The following is a 14,637-nucleotide window of genomic DNA, read 5'->3' as shown; positions in this document are numbered from 1 at the left end:
GACGAGGCGGCCCGCAAGCTGGACCACGCGTTGGTCGGGTCCTTGACCGAGGGCATCGGTACCGTGCACGACACGGCCGGTGAACTTCCTTGGTCGGAGTACCCCGGGCTGCGGGAAGAGCGTGCTGCCGCGGCCCGCGAATTCGTCTCCCTGTTGCGCGCGGGCCTGGCGGGCAGCGCCGCAGCCCGGGCGAACCCGCCGGTCGACATGACCGTCACTCCGGATACGTTGACGGTGGCCCTCGCCCAGCAGATACGCGATCTTGCTCGCCTTCCCCGGGGGCGTCGCGATCCGAGCCTGCAGCGGCTCGCGGCCGCAGCGGAGAAATTCCTGGGTGCGCATTGGCGAGCGGCTACGTTCCTGCCCCGGCTGCGCTGGGCGGGGGAGACGGCACGGCTGACGGCCGTGCTCAGTGAGCTGGGGCCGCTGGCGGTTTCCGGAGAACGGTTCGCCACCTTGTCGATGCCGGGCAAACTGGCGATAGCGCAGACCGAATATGCCGCCGGTGCCGTGCTCCTGAGGAACAAGCGCGCCGCCCTGGAATACGCCGGACGGCGTCTCATCTCCGGCGACGGGGCCGCGGTCGTCACTACCGAGGCCCTGGCGGTGGTCGGCCGACTCCCCAACGCGGTCGCCGCGTCCGCCAGCGCCGAGCGATTCATCCCGGGGAGCGGCAGCCCTGACTGGGAGGTCGTCACCGGCCCGGCCGAGGGATTCGACGGGCAGCCGCAGCTGTATCTCCGAATTCCGGCGGGGACCAGAGTTCGCTGGAACACCGAGCGGGGGCGTCTGGAAATTCACGACGACCTGCAATGGTCGGTGACCCGCTCCTTCATCGACGCGGCCGGCCGACTACGCGCCTACGGGATCGCCGAAGCCGCCGGCGCCACGGAGCCGGGGACGCAACAGCGTGGTCCGCGGGAAACCGGCCGGATCCGGGCATCCGATCGCGGTTCGGGGGCGACCGGCCCGACCCGTTCCGCGCGCGAGCGGGCCGAGCGGGCGAAAGATCGCGGTGCGCACCGGGCGCGATTGGCCCACGATCTCGAGCGCGCCCGGGAACGCGAGGACCTGAGCGCGCTCGTCCGAGCGATTCTCGACTCGCTACCCGCATCCGAGCGCCGGCCCGGGGACCATCGGGAAATCGTCGCCACGCTGCTGGGATACCGCCCGTCGGCAGCGCCGTCCGCCGTCCGGGGCGACTGGCTGACCACAGCCCGGTCGGCGGCATTGACCGGGGTTTTGGCGACACTGCGGGACAAGGGGGTCGGGCCCCGCGAGCGGAACATGCTCGTGGTCGCCTTCGGGAGGTTCGCGGCGGCCGACTCGAAGTTGCTGAACGCCGACCTCGCCGGCGCTGTGCGGATCACCTATGAGGCGAACGCGCTCGTGGAACGGATCATTCGGCAGCGTACGCGCACCCCTCTCACCGAGGGTTCGGATCCGGCGCCCACCGAACCACCGCCGAAAGACGGCAAATGCGCGGTGCTGGCCGGGCAGGCAGCCAACGACTATTACGGCCGCAGGCGGCGCGCCGGGCGAGTCGTCGCCATGCCCGAGGTCGCTATCGATGACGAGGGCACCCCGGGCGCCGCACTGTCCTGGCTGGCGAACGGACATGCCGACTACCGGGGCGACGGTGTGTCCGGCCACGAGGCGATCGCCGCACGGCTGTTGGGCGCCGAACCCGGGCAGGAACCCACCGAGCAACAGCGCATGCGGAACCAGGGCCGCGGCATGCTGGTCGTCGACACCTATATCGGTGACGTCGATTCCGAGCCCCGCTCGCACGCGTACCTGGTGGTCAACCACCAGGGCGTGCTGCTGAAATTCGACTACAGCGCCGGTGAGAGCGGCGAATTCGTACCCGGCCACGCCGAAGGTCTGGTGGCGCGGACCCACGGCATCGAACTCGACACGGACGGCAACCCGGTCCGGCCGCTGATCGACGACGACGGCAACGAGGTGATCGCGTCCGAACCGGCCCCTGACCTGTCGCCCGCAGAGCGGCGACGCCGTCGGCTGGGAAATATCACCGGCCGGGCCGAGGACGACGGACACCGGGGCGAATCCCGGCCCACCGGCAGGACGGGCGATCGCACCGCCGCGGGCGGCCAGAACGAGCAGACACCGGCGGCATTCGACGATTTCGTGTCCGTGCGGGAACTGTTCGCTTCGAACAAGCCCTACCGGCGGTTGTACATCTCCAACGGAGTCACCGCGCTCGGCGACGGCATCCAGCAGTCGGCCCTGCCGTTGCTGACCCTTCAGCTGACCGGTTCGCCGATGGCCGCGGGGCTCACCACCTTCGCGACCTACGTCCCGAGAATTCTCTTCGAGATCCCCGCCGGCTATTTCGCCGACTTCACCGACCGCCTGAAGATGATGATCGCCGCGCAGTGGGTCGGCGCGGGCGGCATGCTCGGCGCTGGTGGGGCAGTGTTCTTCGGCGCTTCGGACCTGTCGACGATTCTCACCGCGACGACCCTGGTCGAGAGCACCGCGGCCGTGTTCTATATGCGCGGACTCGGCAGCGCCGTACTGGATCTCGTCACCCCGGCGCAGCGCTCCGCCGCGAACCAGATGTCGGTGCTCGAAGGGTATGTCACCGGTGCCGGCGCGCGGGCGGCCGGCGCTGCGCTGTTGGGCGTGCACGTGACAGCTCCGTTTGTGGCGAACGGCCTATCGTACGGCTGGAACCTGGGCGCACTCGCACGAATGCGGGACTCTTTTCCCCGGCATATACCCCGCGAGCACAGCATCCGCAGCCTGGTGACGGATCTCGGGGCCGGCGCTCGAGCGGCCTGGCGGGTTGAGTTCCTGCGGCGGTACACCGGGACCACCCTGTTCACCAACGCGGCCGCCGCGGCACTGAACCTGCGGGCCGCGGCGGTGGTCGAGCAGTCGGCACTACCGGGCTGGGTGGCCGGACCGGTGCTGGCCGCGGGTGCGGTGGGTGCGGTGGCCGGCGGACTCCTGCCCCGCCGCCTGTTCGACAAGATCGATATCGACACGCTCTACCTGGGCGCGCTGGCCGGCTTCACCGGATCCGCCGGGATCCAAGCGGTGAGCACGAATCCGTTCCTGACGGCGGTCGGCAGCTTCGGTTTCGGAATGTTCGGTGTGGGGATGAACGCCCGGATCCTCGGCCACCAGCAGGAATTCATTCCCCGTGACCTGTTCGGGCGGGCGGTCAGCGTGGGCAGCGCGGTGATGGGAACCGGTTCGGCCGCCGGTGCGCTGCTCGGTGGCGCGCTGTTGTCCGCGCACGGCGTCGACGTCGCCGGCTGGATGCCCGCCGCCGTCGTCGGCGCGGCCGCGGGCGGCATCGGAATGCGCAGCCTGATCAAACAGTGGCGCGGCATGTTCGGGTTCCGTTGGCGTGGGGAGGCCATCCGCGCTCCTCGGGAAGCGGGGCCCTTCCCGAGGACCATCGAACTCGACTCGAACGCGACCCGAATCGTCGTTCCCGCCGCCCCGCCCGGCCCGGCGGGTGAAAAGCCGGTCCGGACAGTCCGAGTCGGTCGCCTCCTCGGTAACGATCCGGCCGTGCGCGCCGCACACGAGGCCGGCGACCGGCTCGAACGCCTCCGCGCCGAGTCCGCGCGTCCCGCGCATCTGCGCGGCACTCAGCACACGATGTGGGCCACCACCGACGGTATCGCGTACCGCCTCTACTGGAACAGCGGCCGGTATTCGCCTCTCGCGCGGGCCGCCCATACCGCCGTGAACAGTGCCCGCCGATCCGGACCGAACCCCGCGCTGCGGCCGCCGGTGGACGGTAGGGCCGAGGTGGCCGGGCACGCATCGCCGGAGTGGAAGGACCGGCACAGCACGGACCGGCGCAATGCCGAGGCCGAGGCGGTGCTGGCCGCGGGGAGAGTCGTTCCCGAACTGGGCGAAGAGGTCTGTGAACTGGTGGTGAAATCCGCCGCGCTCACCGCGCGCATCACCGAACTCCGCATGGCCGGGTGGACATTCGAATACGGACCGCCCGGAGCCGGCAGCTACGCGGATCGGGATCTGCGGGCGATCGTCGTGGACGGAAAGTATCGAGACGCGCACTTCGCCCCGAAGACGGTGGCGGTGCTCGCCGAAGAGTCGGCGCTGGCGACCTTCGACAGCCCGGTCCGGGAATCCGGCTACCAGGGCGGGCCGGTCGAGGAATGGATCGAGGCCCTGGTCGTCGAGCGCCTGCGGGCCGAGGCCGAGGCGAAACTGTCCGCCGTCGCGGATATGTGGGAGGTCGAGCGCGGCGGCGGCCCCTACATTCCGGCCGGCGGGTCGTACTTCTCGAGGTACGAAGCGATCTACGAACAGATGATGGAAGGCTCCCTCACCCGGGACGAGGCCAGGAACCAGGTCGCCCGGATGCGCGACGGGAATGATATCGGGCAGGACACGACGCAGACCTTCGACGAGTACTGGCGTACCCGTTACACCCGGCGCAACCCCGAATCGGCCCCCACCGCGATGCAACTGGGGGAGATCGCCTATCGCGTGCTCGCCGAACACAATGCGGCGGTCGCGGCCGTCTCGGAAACGATGGCTGCTGCGGGGGCGGTCGGCGCCGCTGTGGCCGCGGCGGCGCCGACCCGCCGGTCGGGATCGAACTCCGGCGGCGCACTGTTCCCGAGCGAAGCGCCCGGCCGGCATTCCGCCCGGTTCGGTGGTTCGGGAAGGTCGCGGACCGTGCGTGGCGCCGGCCCGCTCGATCTTCCGCCCGCTGCGCCCGCTGCGCCCGCTGCGCCCGCTGCGCCCGCTGCGCCCGCTGCGCCCCGCTCTCCGGTCGGCGAGGGTCCCCGTTCCCGCACGGCCGGGGGCGACGGACACGGTGAACATGCACCGATCACGGCCGGTGAACCGCCGGGCGGGCCGCGTAACTGCGCGCCGGGCGTGGTGCGGTTCATCGCGGATTTCGTGCGCCGGGTCTCCGGCCGCGAACTCGGCACGCTGGCCGACGACGCGCAGGTCCGGGCCCGCGGAGTTCCCAAGGGCGACTTCGCGGATGCGCTGGGCGCGGTGTGGACACGCGATACGGTGTTATTCGATTCGCTAGGGGACGCAGTCGATCTCGTTCGGCGGACCCGAGGTGCGGTCGCCGGGGTGATGCGGTTCGGGACACGTGGCGACCATGCGTTCGGTGTGGCGATCGACGACAAGGGTCGCGTGGTGGTGCACGAGGTCGTCGACGGGGCGGAGCAGAAGTGGGTGGGCGAGAGACGGATCCGGAAATGGCTCGCCGATCGCGAGGGCCTGGCGGTGACCGCGACCCTGGGGATCGTCGTCGACCACAAAGGCAGTCTGGTGCGGCTGGGCCGGGGTGCGGGCAAGGACCTGGTCGCGGCACATGATTCCGAAGACGGTTACATCACCGGCCTCGTCCGGGAACGGCCCGGCCCGGCACGGCCCGCCGGGCCCGGACTCACTTTCGAAACGCAGCAGCCCTGGCTGGGGTTTCATCATCCGGATGACGATTCGCCCGGACAGTGGGGCGCCGGCCGGTCTGCTGACGCGAGCGGCCGGAATGAACTCCACGTCAGCTCGTTCCGGCCACTCGGCGCCGTAGACGACCCCCGGCCCGAGCTGCCGGACGATATCGTCGGGGAGCTGCTGCTCCGAGCCTTGCACAACGACGATATGCGGCAAGGTTTCAATAATTTCAATTACGCCCTCCCGGAGCTCGGCTGGTTCTTCCGGATGCGCAAGCCGTCCGTCGGTGTGGATCCGCGCATGTTCATCGAGCACGAACTGCTCCAACTCATGGCCGAGTTCGGGGTCGACAATGTGCCGAAACCGTATGCGGTGAAGACGAATCTGATCGTGCCGGGCCGCTGGGTGGCCACCGAGTCCACGCCGATCGTCCTCACCGATATGCTGCCCGGTCGTCAAGCGACCCCGGCGGATTTCTACGCGCAACAGGAACAGGTCATGGCCGGGTTCCGGCGGCTGTGGCGGCAGACGGACCAGATTCCGGTATCGGCCGTGCGGCCGCTTCTTCAGGGGGATGTGCCCGAAAGCGGAGATCCCCGTGAGTTCTTCCGGTGGGTGATCGATATCCAGCGGCGCCTGTTCCATTCGCTGCTCGAAGACGACGACGTGGCCGATCTCTTCCACCGGGCCGAGATCCCGGACACCTTGTTCGATGTCGTCGATCGGATGGTCGACGACGCGGAACCCGAGCGGTCCACCGTGTTGCACGGCGATATCATTCCGCCGAACGTCCTGCTCGGCCCGTTCGGCGTGGTGGACTGGGATCTGGGGTTGTGGGGACCGCGATCCTGGGACAAGGGAATTCTGCATCAACGCGGCGTCGCCGGGTATCTGAGCACCGCCGAGATGACCCCGAATGTCAGGATCGCGCTCGGGATCCTGCACGCACAGCGGCTGGCCCACGATACGGCCCCGGCCTTCCTGGGACGGGTTTCCGATCCGAGCCGGGATACGACGTACATGGCCAGTTTCGCCGCCGTCCGGGAGATGCTGGACAGACCCACCCGAGGCAGTGCTGAGCTGGTCAGGAAAGTGATGGGGTCAGGAGATCAGCTGCGCACCGGCGTGCACAGCCAGCCCACTGTGCGGACCGTGGTCCTGCGTACCGAAGGTCTGAATTACGACGAGGCCGATATCGTCTTGGTTGCGGAAGAGGTCAGAGCGCTCATCAGGGCGGAGATGAAACTCTGGCCGGGGGTAAAACGCAGTGTGGCAGGCCTTGCCGTCGAGATGACGGTCAGGCACGTATTGCGCAACTCCGGCGGTCGGTCCGTACTGATGCTGGTGAGCACGAATGAACCCTGGTGGAATCGGGTGGCTCGAATAGTAGTCTTCCACCAGGGTGCGGAGATGCCGCCGGTCGATCTCTCCTCGCCGGTACTCGACTGGGTCGGTGAGCTCGAGAACACCCGGCTCGAGAACAACGCCGAAGGGTGGACCGGTTCACTCAGTTTCGTGATGCGCATGCGGTATTTCGGCGACTTCAGCTCGGACAAGGTGCTGGTTTCCCGGGCGAGGACCGATGCCCTTATCGGCCGGCCCGGCGTACTCGGCCCGGAGTTCCCGGCGCGCCGATACCGGACGCTGGGCGGCACCGAGGGCCGTGCCCTGACCGGCGCCGAGGCCCAGCTCCTGATCGAAACGGCCGCCGAGATACGGGTGGCGAGGATGGAGGGTGCGCGCCGCTACTGCCTCACCGTGGGGGACGGGTTCTGCGTGGTCGGCGATCTCGCGGATCGCGCGGCCGCCGCGGTCCGCGGGCAATGGGAGGGCCGGGAACACAAACTGCTCGCCGTGCTGGATCGCCACGGTGTGCGGCGGGTTCCCCGTCCGCTGTACCGGCTGGAGACCGAAGACGCGGGCACGGTTCTCATCGAGGAGCGCATGCCCGGCCATCCACTGGCGTTCCTCGATCGCCATCTGGTGACGACAGAGTTGGTCGCTCCGGTCGACGAACTGCTCGAACAGCTCGGTGCCGTACCGCTGTCGGACCTGCCGGGTGAAGTTCGGGTGGCGACCGACGCCGAGCAGTTGCTGCGGTCGCTGATCGCCGCGGAGATGGAGGCACTGGACGCGAACCTGTCGCCGACCTCGCGGGAGCGGTTCAGTGTGCCCGATCAGCCGTTCGCTCCGATACTCGCGCAGGCAGCGACCCTCCGGCAAGATCGCTGCCAACTGATTCCGGCGCTGACCTTCGACAACATCCTGTTCACGAACGGTCGTGTCTCCGGGTTCACCGGGTGGGGATCGGCCATGTGGGGCACCCGCGATCTTGCCCTGGCGATGCTGGGCGTCTCACTGGAAACGCCCGCCGCCACCCCGTCCCAAGCCGTGTATCAAGGCTACCTGCGTATCAGCCGGCTGCTGCGGGCGATGACGGCCGCGGACTCGGAGCCGATTGCGCAAGCCCAGATCTCGGATCTGCGGTTCGCGCGGAGTATCTGGTCGGCTCCGGTGGACGAACTGCCGGGGCGATTGGCCTCACGCTGGGGAGATCTACCGCTCGGCCGCGGCGAGGACAGAACCGGAGCCGCGCAGGAGTCCGGCGGCTTCCACTACCGCCCCGTCGACGACGACGACGATTTCGACAAGCTACCCGTCCGGGAGCAGACCCGGCAGGCCGAGTTCGAAATCATCGGCGGCACAGTGGAGCTACGGACCGAAGCCGAGGCGACCGAGTATCTTCGCCAGGTCTTCGAAGGTGACCGTACCCAGGTGCTGCCGCACGACGCGCTGGTCGTGTTCGAACTCGACCCCGGCGCTCCGGACGCAGATGGCTCGGATGGGATGCGCGACCGTACTCGTACCGAACCGGAGAATCGAACGGCTGTCCTGTTCTACGACGAATACGAAGCGGCCGGGCCCCGCACGGCAGTGGTGCGGGTGCCCGCCGGGACGCCGGTGCGAGTGACCGAATCGAGCTCTGGCAGAACATCTCTCGTGTTGACCGAGGGACTGCGTTATCAGGTGACCCGGGTATTGACCGAGTCCGCCGGACGACCGTCGGTCTACGGTTTCGGTTCTCCCGGGCTCGCGCCTCGAGCTACCGTGGAGCCGCTCGTCTCGTCGGCGATCGAGGTGCGGACCCGGATCGGGCTGGATCACTTCGCGGTCCCCGACTACCGCCCCCTCGGCGGCACCCTCGGCGAACGCCACATGTCGGATGCCGAAGCAGAGATTCTGGTGTCGTACGCGGGACTCGGGGCGAGCCGCTGGGACGGCTCCTTCCACGGCAGCCGCAGGCTCGGCGGTCTGACCGTGCGCATCGAGGACGGTCCGGTAGCCCCTGGCGCGCACCCCCGGGGTTTCTCCGCTGTACGGGTCCTACCGGCGATCAGGCAATTCGTCACCATGGCAATCCCCGAGTTGCTGCATACGGCCGCGGATGTGGCGGTCCCTTCCGTCGACGGAATGGACTCGGTGACCGTAGCCGTCTGGCGCCGCATGCGCGGGGCACCGGTTCGCGCCGAGGAGCTCCGGGACCCGACCGGAATCGTCGGCGATATCGAAACCCTGCTGGCGGAGCTGAAAACAGTGCCGCACGCGGTGCTGACCGAGCTGAACGACGGTCCGCTGGAGCCGAATGACACCGCCGGATTCCTGCGCGGCCGGGTCGCTGCGGCATTGTCGGCGCACCAGGAGTTCCGCGACGATTCCGCGGCGTCGCGGACGCTGGCCGCGGTCGGGGTCCCGGCAGAGCCCTACGCCGTCGTGCTGACCGCCGCGGACACCATGGCGAGCGCCGAACTCCAGCTGATCCACGGCCGCCTCGTCCCGGAGAGCGTCCACGTGATCAGTGGAACGGTCGTGGGGTTCAACGGCTTCGATTCCACGCAGCGCGGCGATCCGGACTTCGACCGGGCCACGTTCGGTTACCGGCCCGGCGCGGAATCGTTGCGTTTCCCGCAGGCAGGCCCGAACGCCCGCGTCTACGACGATCTGCTCCGGATCTCGGACACGATCGAGACCATTGTCGCGCTGTCCCGGGGACAGGTGGATCCGGAGCTGCGGGCGCAGACGCTGCGGGACACGGCCGCGAACCTGACCCGGCTCCGGCGGCTGTGGGGTGACCGGAGCGAATCGGTGACCAGCGTCGACGATCTCGTCCGAGCCCTGGGAACCGAAGACACCGACTCCGCACCCGCTGATCGCGGCACGCCGTCGACCGATAGCGAACGGGATGGACTCGGGAGGTACGCGCACCCATCCAGTGACGGAAATCGAGATGACGACGGTCCGGCGGCGGAGCAGCCGACGGCCGTCGATGACACGACACAGGCAGAGCCGTCCGAGAGTGTGCCCGGGCCGCAGACGGGCCCGGCACAGCACGCCTCGCCCGCTGCCCGTGAGCCGGACGGCGGTGCCGCCACAGGGGAATTCGCCGACTTTCTCGAACATCTCCGGTCCGGGCGTCAGAACTGTGCCGCGCTGGTCGAGATGCGTGTGCAGGACATGTTGGGCGATGCGGGCCGTGACGTGGCCCCCGCGGACGCCGATGATCCGCGTTTCGAGACCGCGGGTATGTCGGCGGGCGAGCATGCGCGGCGGCTCGGTGCGGGGTGGTCGGCGGAGGAACTCGGCACCGGCGCCGAGGGTTTGGCCGTACTCGTGCAACGTATCCGCGCGCTGGGCGGAGTGGCGGCGGGGGCTGTGGAATTCGCTGACGCGGGTGCGCACGCTTTTGCCGTCTTCCGGGTGACCGAGGAGTTCCGGCAGCGCCACCCCGAGCTGGGCTTCGCGGTGGATGAGGTGGTGGTGTTCGACAACGCGGCGGGGGGTTGGGTGCGCGAGGCCGATGTGGAGGCGTGGATCGCGCGGCTGGACGCTGCGGGTGCGGGCGAGGTGCACAGGATCTTCTTCCGGGTGGACGGGCGTCCGGCGGTGCCGTTGGACGGCAGTGTGCCGAGGGGGGATGGTCCGCGTGGTCCGATCGCGGGGGTGCCGGACGGTCCGGGGCGCGGCCGAAATGATCCGGAATTGCTCTCGGCCGCCATCGACCTGCTCGAGACCTCTGAGGTGGACGGTACCGAGGACACCGGCGATACGCGGATGCTGGTTCGGGTACTGCAGGCCGCGCCGCCCGAGATGGTGGTCGAAGCCATGAACGAGCGTGTCGGAAAAGACCATCGGGACTGGCTTCGTCAGCGATACGGCCGGCGAGTCGCCGCCGACGCCGAGGGCAGTTCCGCCGCGGCGCGCGCGTCGGTTTCGCAGGCGGAGGCCGCCCCCGCAGCGGATGTCAGGGCGGTGGCCGAGGCGGTCGCCGCGACATTGCCGCTACCGCTGGGCAGTCTCGACCGGCCGAAACCTGCGGCCGGGTCCGCCCGGTCGGATGTCCGCGAGTACGAGTTGCTCGAGTTCCTGGTGTCCCGGCGATTCCCCGGCGAACTGGTGGCGGCCCTCGACGGGAATCTGTCCCGATTGCAGCAGGCGATAGCGGAACGGACCGGGCAGGTCGCCGAATACTGCCGACTCCGGTATCTGAGTGGGTTCGGCACCGATCGGATCATGGCGTCGATGGGTCTCGACGCCGCCGCCGTGCGCGAAATCCGGCGTCGTGCCGAGGACGAGTTGACGCGGTCGGTGCTCGACGCGATGGGCTCGTTCGAGGTGGCGTCGGCCACGGCCCGGTCCGATGCTGATGCGGCGGAGTCCGCCGGACTGCGGCCGCAGTCGGCCCGACGCGTTTTCGGCGATGTCCTGACAATTCTCGGATACGACCGAGGGAAGGACCAGGGGGAGCAAGCAGCCCTGGCGTCATTGGCGCGTGCCGTCACAGACGATGTCGCTGCTACGGCTCGATTGCGGCACGGGGAAATGCCCGAGGGAACGAGTCAGCACGACTGGTTGATATCGATCGCTCGGCTCGCCTTGCAGCGTAGGATCACCGAAAATATTCGTGCCGGTGTAGTGGCTACGCTCACCGAACTCGGGGGCGATGGGGAGCGCTCGGCCGGGCACGTGCGATTGCTCGCCCACGCGGTGGATTCGGCGCCCGTCGCGGTGATCGACTCAGTGCTCGATCACCATCTCGGCGAGAGCCGCCGTCGGTGGCTGCGGCGGCGGTTCGGGCTCCACTCGGTATCGTCGGACCCGAACCTGGACAGAGCTTCGGCGTCCGCACTGGCCGAGGCCGTGCTGGCAACACAGGCGATCTCGCTGGAACCGCTGCCGGCGCGGGCAACACCCGACTTCGCGGTGCTCCAGCTCAGGGTGGCCGAGCGGTTCCCCGCTTCGGTCGTCAAGATCTACGGTGATGACCTGGCGGGGTTGCGGACCGCGCTGGCAGCGCAGACCGGCCGTGTCGCCGAGTACTGCACTGTGCGGTTTCTGCGCAATCTGACGCCTGCAGAGGTCATGGCGTCGATGGGCCTCGACGAATCGGAAGAGAAAGCCCTGGGGCAGCGTGCCGAGGCCGAACTCTCGCGGCGGCACATCCCCCCGCAGGCGGCGCGGCGCGCAACTCGACCGGAGTTGGCGCGTGAGGCCGGAGTCAGCCACCGCGCCGTGGACACCGTGCTGAAAGGTCTCCCGGTCGGATTGGAGATCTGGTGGCGGGTGGTGGTCGCGGCTGAGCGGATCGGTTTCGTGTTGCCGGACGAGGTGTATGCCGCCCCGCTGCCCTCGGAGTCGGGTCCGTCGCGGTCGGAGCTGGCGGTGGTTGCCGGTGTCGCCCAGGACATCGTCGACAGGGTGCTTCGTGGTGACAAGGTGAGCACACAGATGTGGTGGCGAGTGGTCGAGGCGGCCGATGACATCGGATTCGAATTGCCGCCCACCGCCACGGATCTGGCCCATGCCGCAGAGGTCGAACTACCCGTTGTCATCCTGGTGTTGAACAAGAAGGCGGTGGACCCGCAGGTCCACGCTCGGGTGCTGGAGGCCGCGATTCGGATCGGATTCGATCTCGGCGACGATCTCGCGCGACCTCCGGAGATCCGGCGCCGGGTGAGCGTCGGCATCGTCGAGAAGCATGCCGGAGTGCCGCGTGGCACCGTCCGCCGCATGGCCGCGGGCGGCGCGGTCGCCGACACCGCCCGGGCACTCGTTACTGCCGCCATGGCGGAACTCGACATCGAGTTCCGCCATGGCGGCGTGGTGCCGAGGAGTGGGTTCGCACCGGAATTCGATTGGCGTGCCATGGCCGGTCTGGCCGGATTGGACGTGGAATTATTGCTCCACGTCCTCCGTGGCGGCCCGGCCCTGGCCGAAACGAGGCAAGCGGTTACCGCGGCCGCGGACCTGCTGGAGTTGACGCTCCCGCCGGAGATACCCCGGAGAATACCCAGGCGCGTCATGGCCGAGCTCGCCCTGGAGTCCGGGCTGTCGGTCGCCATGGTCAAAAGGATCCTCGACTACGGGCACGGCACACCGAGCACGAAGCAGCGGCTCATCGATGCTGCTCGCCGGAGGGAGGTGCGGTTCCCACCGGAACTGCTGCGGCAGGAACCGCCGCCCGCGCCCACCAGGATCGAGCTGGGGCGTGGCGCCGGGGTGTCGGACAATACGGTGCGGCGGATGCTCAACTACGGCGAGGGCAGCGACAAGGCCAAACGTGCCGTGATCACCACCGCTGCCCGGATCGCATTCGAGCTGCCCCCGGGACTTGCCTTATTGCTGTCCGGATGGCCTGTCGACGAGATCGCCGCGGAGGCGAAGGTACACACCGGCGTGGTTCGTGCCGTGGCGGTGAACGAAGATGTGGACCCACAGGTGCGGGAGGCGGTATTCGCTGCCGCGGAGCGGATCGGGCATCAGGCGCAACCGGTGGTGCGGTACGGGCCGGTCGCGTACGTCGACGGAATATCCCACGATCTGCTCGAAAAGCTGTTCAGCGGCTTCCGGCTCGACTACGAATCGTGGCATGAGGTCGTCGATACGGCCGACCGGCTGGGTGTCGAGTTGCCGGAGCGGGTCAGGTGGGCGCCGTTGCGCTGGCCGATCGCCGACATCGCCCGCGCCGCCGGTGTCGAAGAGGACATCGTCCGCGCGCTGCGCGACCAGCGCCGGGTGGAATCGCGACTGCGCGAACAACTGCTGCGGACGATCCGGACGCAGTTCCCCGGGTTCGTCGACCGGGTGCCGCCGGCGCCGCCGGACGGCGTGAGCCGACGCGATCTCGCCCGGGCGGCCGGTGTCTCCGAGCATGCACTGTGGCAGATGTTCGAGTCCGACCGCTACCGGTTCGCCTACTCCTCGTGGGCCAATGTGCTCGCCGCGGCCGAACGAATCGGGTTCGAGCTTCCACCAGAGTTCCTACTCGCCGAGATCATGTGGCCGGTCCGCGAGATCGCCGCCGCCGCCGGGGTCGGCCTGGAGACGGTACGCCGAGTGCGCATCGGCCGGCTTACCGTTGATCCGGCCCTTCGCGAGCGGGTGCTGGAGGCGATGCGACGGGTGACGCCGAGACTGGTGGACAGGCGAACTCTCGCACCACCCCTGCCGGACCTGCCGCGCCTGGACGAGCTGATCCGCGAGGCACAGGTGCCGACGGAAATCGTGCGCCGATTCCTGCAGGGCATCGCGGTGGATTACCGCAGCCGTCGCAAGATCCTCGCGGCCGCCGACCGGATCGAGTACGACATTCCGGCCGATGATCTGGCCGGCCCGATCCTGTGGCCCTTGGAGGAGATCGCGCAGAAGGCCGGAGTCACGGTGACGACTGTGAAGGAAGTCTGCGACGGGCAGCGGGTGCAGCGGGATTCGCGGGCGAAAGTCGTCGAGGCCATCGCGGTCGTCGTCCCGGAATACCGGGACAGAGTTCCCCCGGAACCTGCCGGGCCGATGATCGTGAACAAGAGCGAACTGGCTCGGGAGGCGAATGTCGAAACCGAGACGGTCGACAATCTGCTGAACGGCCGCACGGTGGAACTGCGCGCATGGCGTGCCGTCGTCGCCGCGGCAGCGCGGCTCGGGTACGACATCACGGAGCAGGCGGCAGCCGCCGACATCAAGTGGCCGACCGGTGAGATCGCGCGGGCTGCCGGTGTTTCGCCGGAGACCGTGGTGAAGGTGCGCAAGGGTGACCCGACCGTGAAACCCGAGCTTCGGGCCCGGGTGATCGCGGCGATCGCGGCGATCGCACCCGAGCTCGCGTCGCGGGTACCCGATATCGATTCCGGCTCTGCCGATCTGGGCTCGTGA

General features: G+C 68.9%; 1 protein-coding gene (running past one end of the window). It reads left to right on the top strand.

Going from position 1 to position 14,637, the window contains the following annotated elements:
- Window positions 1-14,637: the 3' portion of an MFS transporter gene (locus OG804_RS08260; RefSeq protein ID WP_328395544.1), read on the top strand. The gene continues 33,186 nt to the left of window position 1, outside the view; only the last 14,637 of its 47,823 coding nucleotides appear in the window; its start codon lies beyond the left edge, outside the window; it ends in the stop codon at window positions 14,635-14,637.

Origin of the sequence: Nocardia sp. NBC_00416 (genome assembly GCF_036032445.1) — a bacterium.
GTDB lineage: Bacteria > Actinomycetota > Actinomycetes > Mycobacteriales > Mycobacteriaceae > Nocardia.
The sequence above is the reverse complement of the archived record's forward strand: the minus strand, read 5'-3'. Positions and strand labels throughout refer to the sequence as shown.